17 protein-coding genes and 1 pseudogene are annotated in these 14417 nt (G+C 53.2%); 10 read left to right on the forward strand and 8 right to left on the reverse strand.

Going from position 1 to position 14417, the window contains the following annotated elements; genetic code table 11:
* Positions 1–138: 138 nt before the first annotated feature.
* Entirely contained in the window at positions 139–792 is a 654-nt protein-coding gene (locus ACCC84_RS09505) for a tellurite resistance TerB family protein (RefSeq protein ID WP_004961868.1), read from the forward strand.
* A 70-nt stretch (positions 793–862) separates the two neighbouring features.
* Entirely contained in the window at positions 863–2896 is a 2034-nt protein-coding gene (locus ACCC84_RS09510) for a S9 family peptidase (RefSeq protein ID WP_004961871.1), read from the forward strand.
* Positions 2897–2929: 33 nt separating this feature from the next.
* Here the strand turns inward: ACCC84_RS09510 and exoX are convergent, their stop codons facing one another.
* Positions 2930–3598 (reverse strand): exodeoxyribonuclease X, encoded by a 669-nt coding sequence (gene exoX / locus ACCC84_RS09515; protein ID WP_371901789.1) that lies wholly within the window; start codon positions 3596–3598, stop codon positions 2930–2932.
* Between the two features lie 232 nt (positions 3599–3830).
* On the opposite strand from exoX, the gene pip reads away from it, so the two are divergent.
* On the forward strand, positions 3831–4784 hold the full coding sequence (gene pip / locus ACCC84_RS09520; RefSeq protein ID WP_198772884.1) for a prolyl aminopeptidase: 954 nt from the start codon (positions 3831–3833) through the stop codon (positions 4782–4784).
* Between the two features lie 57 nt (positions 4785–4841).
* Here the strand turns inward: pip and ACCC84_RS09525 are convergent, their stop codons facing one another.
* Positions 4842–5072: a DNA polymerase III subunit theta gene (locus ACCC84_RS09525; protein WP_039992023.1), complete on the reverse strand. Its 231-nt coding sequence runs from the start codon at positions 5070–5072 to the stop codon at positions 4842–4844.
* 365 nt (positions 5073–5437) lie between these two features.
* Between ACCC84_RS09525 and ftnA the strand changes: the two genes are divergently transcribed.
* The 4 genes from ftnA (at position 5438) to ACCC84_RS09545 (ending at position 7857) form a co-directional block, all read left to right on the forward strand.
* A complete protein-coding gene (gene ftnA / locus ACCC84_RS09530; RefSeq protein WP_004961883.1) occupies positions 5438–5956 on the forward strand; it encodes a non-heme ferritin in 519 nt (172 codons plus the stop codon).
* 221 nt (positions 5957–6177) lie between these two features.
* Entirely contained in the window at positions 6178–6561 is a 384-nt protein-coding gene (gene yobA / locus ACCC84_RS09535; protein ID WP_004961886.1) for a CopC domain-containing protein YobA, read from the forward strand.
* Between the two features lie 3 nt (positions 6562–6564).
* Complete coding sequence (gene copD, locus ACCC84_RS09540) at positions 6565–7446, forward strand: copper homeostasis membrane protein CopD (RefSeq protein WP_371901790.1); 882 nt, start codon at positions 6565–6567, stop codon at positions 7444–7446.
* A 69-nt stretch (positions 7447–7515) separates the two neighbouring features.
* Complete coding sequence (locus ACCC84_RS09545) at positions 7516–7857, forward strand: YebY family protein (RefSeq protein ID WP_004961891.1); 342 nt, start codon at positions 7516–7518, stop codon at positions 7855–7857.
* A 316-nt stretch (positions 7858–8173) separates the two neighbouring features.
* On the opposite strand, the pseudogene ACCC84_RS09550 reads toward ACCC84_RS09545, so the two are convergent.
* From ACCC84_RS09550 to ACCC84_RS09560, 3 genes and pseudogenes are all read right to left on the reverse strand, one after another.
* Positions 8174–8434 (reverse strand): annotated as a pseudogene (locus ACCC84_RS09550) (tyrosine-type recombinase/integrase); the annotation flags it as partial.
* A 187-nt stretch (positions 8435–8621) separates the two neighbouring features.
* Entirely contained in the window at positions 8622–8912 is a 291-nt protein-coding gene (locus ACCC84_RS09555) for a DUF1493 family protein (protein ID WP_198772880.1), read from the reverse strand.
* The gene (locus ACCC84_RS09560; RefSeq protein ID WP_004961899.1) at positions 8906–9364 is read right to left on the reverse strand and encodes an STM2901 family protein; all 459 of its coding nucleotides are present in this window, start codon (positions 9362–9364) and stop codon (positions 8906–8908) included. The genes ACCC84_RS09555 and ACCC84_RS09560 overlap by 7 nt, the downstream gene beginning before the upstream one ends.
* Positions 9365–9474: 110 nt before the next feature.
* On the opposite strand from ACCC84_RS09560, the gene ACCC84_RS09565 reads away from it, so the two are divergent.
* Together ACCC84_RS09565 and ACCC84_RS09570 are read left to right on the forward strand one after the other, a co-directional pair.
* Positions 9475–9615, forward strand: a complete 141-nt coding sequence (locus ACCC84_RS09565) for a hypothetical protein (RefSeq protein ID WP_371901791.1) — start codon at positions 9475–9477, stop codon at positions 9613–9615.
* 473 nt (positions 9616–10088) lie between these two features.
* Positions 10089–10289 carry a hypothetical protein gene (locus tag ACCC84_RS09570; RefSeq protein ID WP_198772879.1) on the forward strand — a complete coding sequence of 67 codons (201 nt, stop codon included), beginning with the start codon at positions 10089–10091 and terminating at the stop codon, positions 10287–10289.
* 47 nt (positions 10290–10336) lie between these two features.
* On the opposite strand, the gene ampC is transcribed toward ACCC84_RS09570, so the two are convergent.
* Complete coding sequence (gene ampC / locus ACCC84_RS09575) at positions 10337–11470, reverse strand: class C beta-lactamase (protein WP_198772878.1); 1134 nt, start codon at positions 11468–11470, stop codon at positions 10337–10339.
* Positions 11471–11696: 226 nt separating this feature from the next.
* Between ampC and ACCC84_RS09580 the strand changes: the two genes are divergently transcribed.
* Positions 11697–12569 (forward strand): LysR family transcriptional regulator, encoded by an 873-nt coding sequence (locus ACCC84_RS09580; RefSeq protein WP_004961910.1) that lies wholly within the window; start codon positions 11697–11699, stop codon positions 12567–12569.
* Positions 12570–12609: 40 nt separating this feature from the next.
* Here ACCC84_RS09580 and ACCC84_RS09585 read toward each other — a convergent pair whose 3' ends face one another.
* Both ACCC84_RS09585 and ACCC84_RS09590 read right to left on the reverse strand, forming a co-directional pair.
* On the reverse strand, positions 12610–13293 hold the full coding sequence (locus ACCC84_RS09585; protein WP_102991016.1) for an alpha/beta hydrolase: 684 nt from the start codon (positions 13291–13293) through the stop codon (positions 12610–12612).
* A 145-nt stretch (positions 13294–13438) separates the two neighbouring features.
* Positions 13439–14278 carry an alpha/beta fold hydrolase gene (locus ACCC84_RS09590; RefSeq protein ID WP_004961918.1) on the reverse strand — a complete coding sequence of 280 codons (840 nt, stop codon included), beginning with the start codon at positions 14276–14278 and terminating at the stop codon, positions 13439–13441.
* Positions 14279–14417 lie beyond the last annotated feature (139 nt).

Genomic DNA, 14417 nt, shown 5'->3' on the forward strand with positions numbered 1-14417 from the left:
TAACCGAGCCAATCTCCGGCTGCTCAACACAAGTTTTCATCCCCATACGTAAGTTGACAAAAGATCCCCTAATCTGGTGGCTAACTGCGCGCGGCCTGGCAATGCCGTTGCGCGTCGACATACTGGTGAGGAGCGACAATGAAAAACAACTGGATGCAGCAGATTCAATCGATGTTGGGGCAGAAAGCCGGGGCCGCTGGCGGAAGTGAAGGCATCGGCAAGCTGCTGGCACCTACCGCGCTGGGCGGTTTGGTTGGCGTACTGCTGGCTAACAAGTCGTCACGCAAACTGGTGGGCAAGTTTGGCAAAAACGCGCTGATTATCGGGGGGAGCGCCGCTGTGGGCGCGGTGATTTGGAACAAATACAAGGCGCGAGTCAAGGAAACCCACCAGGATGAGCCGCAGTTCGGCAACCAGATTACTCCGGTTGACCAACGTGCCAAGCGCCTGGTGCAGGCATTGGTGTTCGCCGCCAAGAGCGATGGCCATATTGATGCTGAAGAACGCCGCGCCATCGACCATAGCCTGGAACAGCTGCAGGTAGGGGAAGAAGCGCAGACCTGGGTGCAACAGGCGATCGACCAACCGCTGAATCCGGATCTGATCGCTCAAAGCGTCAAAAACGAAGATGAAGCGTTGGAAGTGTACTACCTGAGTTGCATGGTTATCGACGTCGATCATTTTATGGAGCGCGGCTATCTGGATGCGCTGGCGCAGTCGCTGAAAATCCCGGCGGACGTCAAGCAGGGCATCGAAAGCGACGTGAACCAGAAAAAGCGCGAATTGGCCTAACCGTACCGCTTTTTATCCTGAAGAAAACGTGCCACCCTTACAGTAATGTTTGTAAGCGGATGATTTAGTAATGATGACACCTCCAAAAGCCGAGAAACGGCCGTATCCTATCACCACGCACGGCGATACCCGTGTTGACGACTACTATTGGCTACGCGACGACGAACGCACCGATCCGCAGGTGCTGGACTACCTGCAGGCGGAGAATGCATTCACCGAGGCCACGTTACAACCGCAGCAGGCGTTGCGTGAAGCGCTATACGAAGAAATGGTGGCACGGATCCCGCAGCAGGAGCATTCGGTGCCGCACGTACGCCATGGCTATCGTTACCAGACCCGTTACGAGCCGGGTAACGAATATGCGCTGTACATGCGCCAGCCGGCGGCTGAAACCGAGCAGTGGGAGACGCTGCTGGATTGCAACCAGCGAGCAGAAGGGCGCGAGTTTTATACCCTGGGTGGGCTGGAAGTCAGCCCGAACAATCAAGTCATGGCGTTGGCGGAGGACTTTTTGTCACGCCGGCAATATGATATTCGATTCAAATATCTGCAAGAGCAGCGTTGGGCCGAAGAGGTGTTGGAAAACACCTCTGGCAGCTTTGAATGGGCCAACGATTCTGCCAGCGTCTATTACGTACGCAAGCATGCCAAGACGCTGCTGCCATATCAGGTTTACCGCCATGTGATCGGCAGCGACCCGTTGCTGGACGTGCTGGTTTACGAAGAAACCGACGACACTTTCTACGTCAGCCTGGAAAAGACCACTTCCGAACGCTATATCCTGATCCACCTCAGCAGTACTACCACATCAGAGATTCTGCTGCTGGACGCCGACAGCGCCGAAACGATGCCGCAGCTGTTTGTCCCGCGTCGCAAGGATCATGAATACGGTCTCGATCACTATCACCAGCATTTCTATATTCGTTCCAATAAGGACGGCAAGAACTTCGGCCTGTATCAAAGCATCCAGCCCGACGAAGCGCAGTGGCAAACGCTGATCGCGCCGCGCAGCGAGGTGATGCTGGAGGGCTTTAACCTGTTCCGCGACTGGCTGGTGGTGGAGGAGCGAGCGGCTGGCTTGACCCAACTGCGACAGATTCATTGGAACAGCGGCGAAGAAAAACGCATTGCGTTCGACGATCCCACTTATGTCACCTGGCTGGCTTATAATCCGGAGCCGGAAACCGCGCTGCTGCGCTATGGCTATTCGTCGATGACCACGCCGACGACCTTGTATCAACTGGATCTCGACAGCGGCGAACGGGTGATGCTCAAACAGCAGGAAGTGAAGAACTTCACGCCGGAAAATTACCGCAGCGAGCGGGTGTGGGTAACGGCGCGTGACGGGGTTGAGGTGCCGGTATCGCTGGTGTATCGCGCTGACAAATTTGCCCGTGCTGGCAATCCGCTGCTGGTTTACGGCTACGGCTCGTACGGCAGCAGCATGGATCCGGCGTTCAGCGGCAGTCGCCTGAGCCTGCTGGATCGCGGTTTTGTCTTTGCGCTGGCGCACATTCGCGGCGGCGGTGAATTGGGGCAACTGTGGTATGAAGATGGCAAGCTGTTCAACAAGCAGAACACCTTCAATGATTTTATTGACGTCACCCACAGCCTGATAGAGCAGGGTTATGGTGATGCCAAGCGGGTATTTGCCATGGGCGGCAGCGCCGGTGGTCTGCTGATGGGCGCGGTGATCAATCAGGCACCGACGCTATACCATGGTATCGTGGCGCAGGTTCCCTTCGTCGACGTGGTGACCACCATGCTTGATGAATCCATTCCACTGACCACCGGTGAATACGACGAATGGGGCAACCCCAACCAAAAGCCGTATTACGATTACATTAAACAGTACAGCCCCTACGATCGCGTCAGCGCGCAGGATTACCCGCATATGCTGGTCACCACCGGTTTGCATGATTCACAGGTGCAGTATTGGGAGCCGGCCAAGTGGGTGGCAAAACTGCGCGATCTGAAAACCGATGACCGCCAGCTATTGCTGCACACCGATATGGATTCCGGGCATGGTGGGAAATCCGGCCGTTTCAAAGCCTACGAAGACATTGCGCTGGAGTATGCTTTTATCCTGTCGCTGGCGGAGTAACGTCAATGCGGGCAGCAAGGGTTGCCCGCATAGTTATCCTACCAGATAGTACTTCAGCGTGTGCTTCATGTCTGGGCTGAGGTCGGTAATCGACTTCAGCATCCAGCGCAGATAGCCAGGATCTTCCTGGGCGATGCGATCGATCGGCTGGCCGCGATACTTACCGAACTTGAAGGTTTTTAACAGCACCGGCTGTTCGGTAATGTTGGCCATTTCTTCCGCTGACCAGCCTGAGTCCTTGATGATGCGCTGCAACAGTGCGGCGGTGACGTAGCAGTCATACAGCGCGCGATGCGGATACAGCGTGGTGTCCTGCGGCAGCTGTACCTCGAGATTCAGTGCATAACGCAAATATTGATTACCGTATTTGATACCGGGGTAGAGCGCACGCGCCAGCTTGACGGTACAGATCCAGCGGCCGTTCATTTCCGGCAAAACGCCGCGATCGAAGGCGGCATTATGCGCCACGTAATATTCGCTCCCCATATAACGGCCGATAGCGACGGCGATACGTGGCTTGTCTTCCACCATCGCTTCGGTGATATGGTGAATCGCCATCGCTTCGATGCCGATTGGCCGGTCTGGGCACACCAGATCGCTCATCGGATTGGCGAGCTGGCCATCGATGATATCTATCGAGGCCACCTCGACAATACCGCCGTCCAACCCGCAGGTTTCGGTATCTATTACTCGTAACGTCATGCTGTCCTCGCGAAATTATCCCCACTAGCTTAACGGCAGCCAGCAGCGCTGCCAATCACCTTTTACCGCGTCTGAGCGTCACTCAGTGGCGTAAAGTAAAGCAAGTCGTATTGATTTTAAGCAATCGAACGCGCCGGACCCGGTAACGGTGGGAGTTTTCGGGTTTTGCCGTTGACCTGATGCAGCGCTTGGGCTTTGATGGAGTCATAACTCACCAAGAGACGGAAGCGCCATGGAACAATTACGAGGTTTGTACCCACCGTTGGCAGCGTATGACAGCGGTTGGCTGGATACTGGGGATGGCCACCGGATCTACTGGGAATTAAGCGGTAATCCCAACGGCAAGCCGGCAGTGTTTATCCACGGCGGCCCGGGTGGTGGCATTTCTCCCCATCATCGTCAGCTGTTCGATCCGCAACGTTATAAAGTGCTGTTGTTCGATCAGCGTGGCTGCGGCCGTTCCCGTCCTCATGCTAGCCTGGACAACAACACCACCTGGCACCTGGTGGCCGATATCGAGCGTCTGCGTGAAATGGCCGGCGTGGAGCAGTGGCTGGTGTTCGGCGGTTCATGGGGTTCAACCCTGGCGCTGGCCTATGCTCAACGGCATCCGCAGCGCGTCAGCGAAATGGTGCTGCGCGGCATCTTCACGCTGCGTCGCCAAGAGCTGCTGTGGTACTACCAGGACGGGGCGTCACGTTTCTTCCCGGAAAAATGGGAGCGAGTGCTGTCGATCTTGTCCGAGGAAGAGCGCAAGGACGTGATCGCCGCCTACCGTCAACGGTTGACCTCATCGGATCCTGAGGTGCAGCTGGAAGCCGCCAAGCTGTGGAGCGTATGGGAAGGGGAAACCGTTACTCTGCTGCCAAGCAAAGAATCCGCGTCGTTTGGCGAGGACGATTTCGCGTTGGCATTTGCACGCATCGAAAATCACTATTTCACCCATCTTGGTTTCCTCGACAGTGACGATCAGCTATTGCGCGACGTGTCATTGATTCGCCATATTCCGGCGGTGATTGTCCACGGGCGCTATGATATGGCCTGTCAGGTACAAAACGCCTGGGACCTGGCCAAAGCCTGGCCAGAGGCGCAACTGCATATTGTCGAAGGAGCGGGTCACTCATTTGATGAGCCAGGCATATTGCATCAGTTGATGCTGGCAACCGACAACTTTGCCGGCACGTAATGCCTGGCCACCGGCGGTGAAGCAACGGGCGGCGTATAACGCGCCCGTCATTTGCCGCTATTTCATTTTCGGTTCATAGGGCAGACGAGAAAACTTGTGTGACTCCATACGGTAGTGCGCCACGCGCTCGCGGAAGTAATCACGCAAATGTGCCGGCTGCTCGCGTTCCACCACCTCAGGGATCACCGGCATATTGTAGCGTTCTTTAAATGCCACGCCAGAGGCGGCCAAATCCACGTTCACCTTATCCATTTCATCTTTGGAAAGCTCTGCCAGATTGTATCCCACGCTGTTCTCCTTACCGTTACCGCATGCAAACAGCGCAGAAGGTAATCCACTCCAGGGCGCTTGGCAAGCCTCGAAAACCATGGAGAGTCACGGCATTCATACACTGCCGTTATTCTTGTCATCGGATTACCGGAATGTATTTATTAATTTAAATAAGAATGATTCGCTTTTAATTATTTCTAGAGATGTAAATGGTTATCATATTTATTTTCATGGCTGTCAGAATTTTTATTTTATGTTATTGATATTTAAGTATTTAAAAATTAATTGTCCTGAGATGTAAATCAACTGTTTTTATTTTGTTCTTCCCGGGGCATAATGCGGAAAATTTAAATAATGGCCTGCAAAAATTAAAAGGAAAACTTATGCTGACGCAAGAGATGGCAAAACAGTTAAATGAACAACTCAATCTGGAGTTTTATTCTGCCAACCTGTATTTGCAAATGAGCGCATGGTGCAGCGACAAAGGCTTCGAAGGTGCAGCGGCCTTTTTGAAGGAGCATTCTCAGGAAGAGATGCAGCATATGCAGCGTCTGTTTGATTACCTGAGCGATACCGGTTCGCTGCCATTGCTGGGCACCATTGCGGCGCCACCGATTGAGTTTGCATCGCTGGCCGACGTATTCCAGCAAACCTATGAGCACGAACAGCTGATCACCCGTCAGATCAATGAACTGGCGCACGTGGCAATGACCACCCGCGATTACTCTACCTTCAACTTCCTGCAATGGTATGTCGCCGAACAGCACGAAGAAGAGAAACTGTTCAAATCGGTGCTGGATAAACTGGCTCTGGTGGGTAACAGTGGCAAGGCGCTGTTCTTCATCGATAAAGACCTGAAGAAAATGGGCGCGGCGGCTGAAGGCAATCACGGCCAGGGCTGATTGGTCAGCCCGTCAAAAACCGCGTTTCTGTTTGCAGAACGCGGTTTTTTTATACCCTGCATTTAGCCGGGTTACCCAGCGATACGTGCTACGCGATCGCAAAATGGCAGTGATGCGCTCGACTTGCCGCGGGGGCATGGTTATCATTTGTCCCGCTATGTTACAGGGATGGCCTCGGTTCTGACCCTGATTACCTTATCATTTACATTAAGGACGCCGTTATGATCGGTAAAATTCGCTCCTCTTATCGCCTGCTTTCCACATTGTTGGTGCTGTTTGTCGGTTTGTCATCGCAGCAGGCATTGGCTCATGCGCATCTGAAAGTGCAAACGCCGGCCGCAGACGCCGCCGTCAGCCCGGCGCCACAGGCGCTGACCCTCAGTTTCTCTGAGGGCATTGAACCCAACTTTAGCGGTGTGAAAATCACCGGGCCAGATAACGGTGAAGTGAAAACCGGTAAGCTGAGTCTTGACCCCAACAATAACACCCAGCTCAACGTGCCAATCGAAGGCCAGCTGTCGGCCGGGAAATATCAGGTCAGCTGGCACGTGGTGTCGGTTGATGGTCACAAAACCAAAGGTCAATACAGCTTCACCGTAAAATAACCGATGACATTAGCGACTCTGTTTGTCCTGTGTCGCTTGGTGCACTTTGTGGCGGTGATGCTGATGTTTGGTATCAGCCTATTCACCGCCTTGTTGTCGCCGCAGCGCCTTGCTCCATTACTTTCCCGCGATGTACGCCCACTGTTGATCGTCTCGACGCTCACTGCCGCGCTTTCGGCGCTGGCGATGGTGGCGGTGCAGGCCGGGCAGATGGGCGACGGTTGGGCAGATACCTACCGGCCCGATGTCTGGTTGGCGGTGCTTGGCACCACCTTCGGCGATGTATGGCGCTGGCATATCGGTTTGGCATTGCTGGCGCTGGTGGCGCTGTGGCTGCCGGTCAGGCGGCGCAATACGGCCTGTAGCGTTCTCAGTGTGTTGCTGCTGGCCAGCATGGCGTTGATTGGCCACGCCGCGATGCACGACGGTGCGCTAGGGCTATTGCATCGTTTCAATCACGTACTGCATTTATTGGCAGCCGGCTATTGGTTCGGCAGCCTGCTGCCGCTCTTGCTGTGCCTGCGTTATCTGCAACAACCACAATGGCGGGTGGACGCCATTGTCACCCTGATTCGCTTCTCCCGCTGGGGGCACCTCGCGGTGATTGTGGTGCTCGTCACCGGCGTGATCAACAGCCTGATTATTCTTGGCGGTTGGCCGCTGGATCTGGCATCGCCGTATCAGCGCCTGCTGCTGTTTAAAATTGCGCTGGTGGCGCTGATGGTGGTGGTCGCGCTGGCCAACCGCTATGCGGTGGTGCCGGCGATGAGTCGCGTGCCGAAGCTGGCGCAACGCGGTTTGCTACTGGCCTGTTGGAGCGAGATTGTCTTGGGTGGCATGGTGCTGTGGCTGGTCAGTTTGTTTGCAACCTATGCGCCGAGTTGAGATTGTCGCTTGCGGCAGGCCCCCGAATTGCGGGAAAATTGCCTCAAAGCATCACCTTAGGGTCATATTATGAAACGTGCATTACTTGGCATCATGCTGCTGAGCAGCGTTACAGGCGCGCTGGCGTCGGAAGGGCTGGAAAACGTCACCAAGCTGGAGTTCGGCAAACAGTGGGCGTTTACCAAAGAAGAGGTGACATTGCAGTGCCGCAAGGGCGGGGCGCTGTTTGTACTCAACAATAGCACCTTGATGCAGTATCCACTCAACGATGTGGCAGAGGCGCAGGTGAAATCAGGCCAGCAACGCGCACAGCCGCTGGAGGTGATATTGCTGGATGACGCCGCCAACCCTGGTCACAAGATGAGCGTCGCGCCTTTTCGTGCTCGCGCTGAAACGCTTTGCGCCCGTTGATTCGCCTGCGGCTGCCATCTTATCAATAGGTTAACCCCGGGGGGCAGCAGGCACAGAAATGGTTTCTGCGGTGAACTATCACTTGCCGTGTGCATGGCTGGCAAAAATAGCGCTGTAAGCTACTCTTAAAGTGCATGGCTGAACAAGCCCTGCATTAAATGCCAACTTTTAGCGCACGGCTCTCTCCCAAGAGCCATTTCCCTAGACCGAATATAGGAATCGTATTCGGTCTTTTTTTGTCTTCTTGATTTTAAATGATTTATTTTCGCCGACTCGAAAAAACTCGAATATTACTCGAATTTCTGTATTCGGTCTTTTATAGCATCACGTATTCTTTCCCCCGCGAATTCAGGTATTTCCCCGTCATTGCCTCGGATTTGTGCCCCAATAATTTCTGCGCAAATTCCTTTCCCTTTTCCCGCTCATACAGCCGGCCGGCCAGGCTCCGGATCTCATGGAACGTCGGCGGACTATCTGCAAATTCTATTCCTGTCGAACGCCGCGCCGCGACAAATTTTTCCGTCAAGCCATCAGGGTTGACCTCTTCCCTTTGTTCAGTACCGGCGTAAAATAGAGTTTTCGGCCTTTCTTCTCGTGAAAAAAGAGGTCATCTGACATGAAAAAGACACGTTATACCGAAGAACAGGTGGCGTTTGCCCTGAAACAGGCTGAAACCGGCACGTGAGGAAATGGAGGCGACACCAGCGAATGTGCCCACAGAGCCTGTTGGTGAATCGTAATGTAAAATGCCGGGGAAACCAGGCTTAATACAGCCAGCGCCCAGCTTTGGCTGATTCTATTAGCATATTGATAGTGAGTGGTTTTGATTGTGTTTTACTGCCGGGAAAGTAGGTACTGAAGTCCAAGGCGTCGTGTTCAAGGTGAAATTCTGTGAAAATTTCATCCAAAAGATCCATAGCTTCCTGCTCATCCATTTTCATGGTGTGATTCAACGAACTATCACCAGTAAGAATCGGCTTCTTAAACGTTAGCCAAGAGCGCCCGTTATAAGGATCCACCAGTTCAAAAATGCGCGCTTCAATTTTATCTACCATAACTTGTCGGCACCTCGCGCTATGTTGTTGTACTTAACTGTAGATCTGAACGAAATCTCTGTTATGTCTTTTGCAAGGATGACCCACCCAAGAACAGGGACAGCGCGGCCTACAAATGTACCCATCTTTCTTACCATGCGCAGTCTTAGTGTTGAGGGGGGGTAGCCTCCGATTACCGACGGCATTTTCAACCCAAGGGGAAACATTCTATTTCCAAACACCTTTCTAGCCTGTCGGGATGCCAAGGAGGTATCAGGTATCGCCGTTCTAAATTTCCCTCGTGTTGGTGAAATATTTCTCCCCGCATGGATAAAGGCTACGGCGGCTATATCCTCAATACCTAACTGAGTGGCCGTTTCTTCGCAGAAGATCATGAAAAACAGCTCACTGGCCCTCAGGTTGTACCTTCCAGCGTAGAAATACGTCCCGCCTAATTCCTCAACAGTATCCATCAATTTTCCTTGTCAATCGGCATTGTTGTAACATAACGGACCTCGGGGGATGTTTCAATATTTGACCGACATGATGGTCTGTTCAAAAATCATACTTCAAAGGTTATGGTATGGAAATTGATGATGAAAGAGCGATGTTTATCGCAAATGAGATCGGCGCTGCTGTCGTTGAGTTAATCGCAAATGGCATGGAAGTGAGCCGCCAAAACATCGTGGATTTGTCGGTAACACGCTCCACAAAGGGGTTTTGAGGGATGCCGCCACTCTGGTGCGCGAGAAAAATAATGATGACTGGCCATCTTTTTGGTGTGGATTGCCACAAAATTCAATCGAACTTTTTCCGAATTGAAACGAGAATAATGATAAGTATTTGAAACTAAAAGACGTAAAACGAAGGTTTTTAAGAATGTTTTTTGTTCTTTATTTTTATAATAATTTGATTTTTAAGGATTAAATTATTCGATTGCGGTTAAAGGAATCGTAGTCGGTCTTTTTTTGTCTTGTTGATTTATAAGTGAATTCCTTATCCACGTTACCAACGTCAGCCCTCAATTTCTTCCAGCCGCACTGGCCTGACTTTTGTGGTTTAGGTGCCGTTCTCCAGGCGAAAGCTGTCCGTTGCTCCGCCCCGTCTCAACGTATCCTATAATGCCGGCTACGGCCTTTGGCGTAGTAAGCGAGATTTGTTATCATTTGGCCAATTACTGCCTATAAGGATATAGCGATGCCAAAGACACTATTGATTGCCCTTAGCGTGATTGCGCTTGCCGGCTGTGGTAGCCATGACGATAACTATACGCTGGATGACGCGTCTGCTGCCGACACGTCGGCCGATAAACAGTGGAAAGAGTTCGTTGCCCCTTTGTCGGTCAAAACGCAATCGCCGAATGACCGCATGATTAAGCGTGCCGAAAGGCAGCGCTAGGCGAACAAGCCCAGCGCAGTGGGCTTGTTACTGATGCTGCCAAGCAATTATTTTTTCAGCGTTTGTACAATGTTATATACCGCGGTCACGCGTTGGTCGTTGGGGAATGATTTGTTGGCCAGCATCACCACCGCAATCTTCTGCGCGGGAATAAATACCGCATAGGTCGAGAAGCCGTTGGTGGAACCGGTTTTGTTATACCAGGCCTGCTGTACCGGCGGCTGCGGTGGGGTAATCGCCTTTGCCGGCACGCCGTTCAGGATCACCTTGCCATCATTGCCTGCCAGCAGTTTTTCCAGCGTGACCGGGTAGGGGTAACTTTCCCACATCATGTTCTGTGTGAACTCGCTGGCGTGGTAATAGCCTTTGTGGCTGTCGTTAAGCGCCTGCTGCCAGCTCGGGTCGACCTTACCCAACCCCATGTTGGCATTCAGATAGCGGATCAGATCGCCAGAGCTGGACTTCAAGCCGTATGACTCGGCGTCAAGCGGGCCGGGGGTCACGCGCACCGGCTGGTCTTCTTTGTTATAACCCTGGGCGTAATCCGCCATCGCGCGCGGTGGCACGTTGACAAAGCTGTGCTTCATGCCCAATCCGGCCAGCAGGCGTTGCTCCATCGCATCGGCAAACGGCTGGTTGAGGCTGTTGGCGGCGATCATACCCAGCATGCCGATACCCAGGTTGGAATAGATGCGGTAACTGCCTACCGTCTGCGTCGGCGTCCAGTTTTTGTAATAATCCATCAGCTGTGCAGTATTGGTGACGTTGTCCGGAACAAACAGCGGCAGGCCGGAGGTGTGGGTCGCCAGATTTTGCAATGTCACCCGATCAAATGCGCTGCCGCGTAGCTGTGGCAAATAGCGGCTGGCGGGATCGGCCAGCGTGAATTTGCCGGCGTTTTGCGCATAGGCCGCCAGCGTGGCGGTGAACGTCTTGCTCAATGAGCCGATCTCGAATAGCGTCTGGTTGGTAATGGGCTGCTTGTTCTGTTTTGAGGCTACGCCATAGTTATAAAAATGCGTTTTGCCGTCAACCGATACGGCGATCGCCATTCCCGGCACGGCATATTTTTGCATCAAGGGCTGCACGATTTGGTCGACTGCCTGAGTGTCGCTGGCATCAGCAAAAGCGGGCAGCGTAGTCAGGCACAGCGAAAGTAAAGCCAGGCGTTTAATTAACATACATATCTCATCCGGTTAGCATCGTTAGGGGTAATTATGGAATTTGACAACAGTTTTATTAGGGGATGAGGGCACGAGCGAAAATATCATCATCCCTGAACTTAACCTCATGCGGCGGTTTTTTTGCTTTCATACAATTCAGATGCGCAATTTATCGTTATTATACTTGTACTGACAATCGATAAATTTTTCATCGAGCATAAAGAAAAACTAATGGCTGAAATCAATGCGTGACTGGTTACCCCTCAACGCGCTGCGGGCGTTTGAATCTTCCGCTCGCCACCTTAATTTTACCCGTGCAGCGCGCGAACTGAACGTCACGCAGGCGGCGGTCAGTCAGCAGGTACGCATGCTGGAGGAGCGGTTAAATATTCAGCTGTTCAAGCGACTACCACGCGGGCTGGATCTCACCGACGAAGGGCTGGCCTTACTGCCGGTGCTGACCGAGTCGTTTGATCGTATTGAATCGGTGTTGCAGCAGTTTGACGGCGGGCATTTTCACGAAGTATTGACGGTGGCGGCGGTGGGAACCTTTGCTGTCGGTTGGCTGATGCCGCGTCTGGGCGAATTCCAGCGCAAGTATCCGTTTATCGATTTACGGGTGATGACCCACAACAATGTGATCAATCTGGCAGCAGAAGGGCTGGATTTCGCCATCTGTTTCGGCGACGGCGCCTGGCCTGCCACGCGCAGCGTCAAACTGCTGGACGCGCCGCTAACGGCGTTGTGCCCACCGCAGTTGGCAGCACGGCTCACCACGCCGGCATCGTTGCGTCATCAGCGCTTGCTACGTTCTTACCGCCGCGATGAATGGGACCGTTGGCTGGCGGTGGCAGGAGTGACACCTTGGCGCATCAATGGCCCGGTGTTTGATTCGTCGCAGTTAATGGTGGAAGCCGCGATAAACGGCGGCGGCGTGGCGTTGGCACCGGCGGCGATGTTTAGCCAGGCGTTGCGGGAGGCACGGCTGGTGCGTCCGTTTGACATTGAAGTAAATCTTGGCGCTTATTGGCTCACCAGCCTGAAGTCGCGCGCGATAACGCCGGCGATGAAAGCGTTTGAACACTGGCTGCTGCAAGAAAGCGGTGGCAGAGCTTAGCGTTGCTTGCCCGTCGCGCAGCCTTCTTGCAGCATGGCGATCAATAATTGGCGGCTTCGTCAATCAGCGTCACGATGTCATCGGCGTGGCTGGCCAATGAGGCATGGCTGGCGTCCAGCACCAGGGTTTTCTTCGGTTGCATGCGTTCGGCAAACCAGCGCTGGGTCTCCGGCGGGATCATGCGATCCTGGGTAGAAATCTGATACCAGCTGGGTTTGTTTTTCCACGCGGCGGGGCCGGATTGATCGGTAAAGCAGCGTGCGGCGATTGGTTTTTGCGTCGCGGCCAAAATTGCGGACTCCTGTTTGTCCAGATCCTGGCAAAAGGCTTCATGGTACAGCGCGTTATCCAGCCACAGGAAACCATGACCATCGGGGTGAATTGCCGCCGCGCCCGATGGCGGCTCGCGCAGAGCGAACAATCCGGCCGGGTCTTCGCCTTCGTCTGGCGCAAAGGCGGCGATGTATACCAGCCCGATCACGTTCTCCACATTGCCGGCCCCGGTGATCACCATGCCGCCGTAGGAATGTCCGACCAGCAATGTTGGGCCTTTCAGATCGCCGGCCACTTGCACGGTGCGCCGGATATCGTCTTCCAATGACGTCAGCGGATTTTGCACTGCAATCACCGGATAGCCTTTGGCCTGCAGTTTGGCAATCACCTGACGCCAATGCGAGCCGTCGCCCCAGGCCCCATGAACCAATACGATATTTGGCTTGTTCATTTTGCTCTCCATAGTGAATAGGCGTGAAATCCATGCTGTAACGCGCACGGACATGCCAAGTATAGCGGGAATGACGTATGGAGCCGGGGAGTGGGGCAAACAGCCGGCCGCGGGGGCGACCGGCGAGTGGTATGGGGGACTGACGTCAGGAGGCCAGCGCTTTTTCTACAAAGAAATAGTCGTTCAGCACGTTGCTGACGCATTGTGCCGCCGGGCGGCTTTCCATATCAAGGAAGTGGCCGGCTTCTGGCACGGTAATAAAGTCGCAATCGCGAATATAATTGCCGATTTCGCGAATATCCTGCGCGGTGGTGTATTCATCGCGTTCGCCATTAACAAACATGATCGGTGTTTCTATCTTACGGAAAATTTCAACGTAATCTTCATGACGCAATGAGGAAATTTGCCCTATATGGAAACTGGCCTGACGATAGGTTTCATGATCGAGGTTTTTGATATGTTCATGGTTGGCTTGCTTGAGCAAACCAGGCAAATATTTGCCGACTTCGTCATTGAGCAAGGTGGCGACGTCGTGATTGCGTCCTTCATCAAGGAGCATTTTGGCTCGCTCGATATAATTCTGCATTGCTGGCGTAATGCGGGTTGAGAAAGAAGCGACGACCGCTTTGCGGATTGACGAAGGGCGTGCTGACAGCGCCATCAGCGCGGCCAGGCCACCCCAGGAGACCGAAAGAATATACGATGGCTGATATTGTTCGATCAGGGTGTGCAAGATCACCACCTCTTCGCTTTTTGGCAAAGGACGGCTCAGTCGGTTATGTGGTCTTGATTTACCGATGAACGGCAAGTCAAACAAGATAACGTTGACGCGGTTCTTAAAGTTCTTTACGCAGTTACGAAAGGCTAGCGTTGTCGATAATGCGCCGTTGACGCAGATTACCGACTCGGTTACGCCAGGGTAAATATAACGCTCTACGTAAACCTGCCATTCACCGACGCGAACAATTTCTGTTTCCGGTTTCATTTCCCACCCCCATAAAAACACAGTAAATAACGCTGACTAACAAACATGGCAAAGCGAATCCCTGGCGAAGATATTCTGTTGCTATCCAATAGTTTTATTACTGCTAGCCAGGCTAGCAGGGAGGTATTATTTAATTGGC

The sequence above is a fragment of the Serratia odorifera genome, assembly GCF_041448735.1.
Classification (GTDB): Bacteria; Pseudomonadota; Gammaproteobacteria; order Enterobacterales; family Enterobacteriaceae; genus Serratia_F; species Serratia_F odorifera.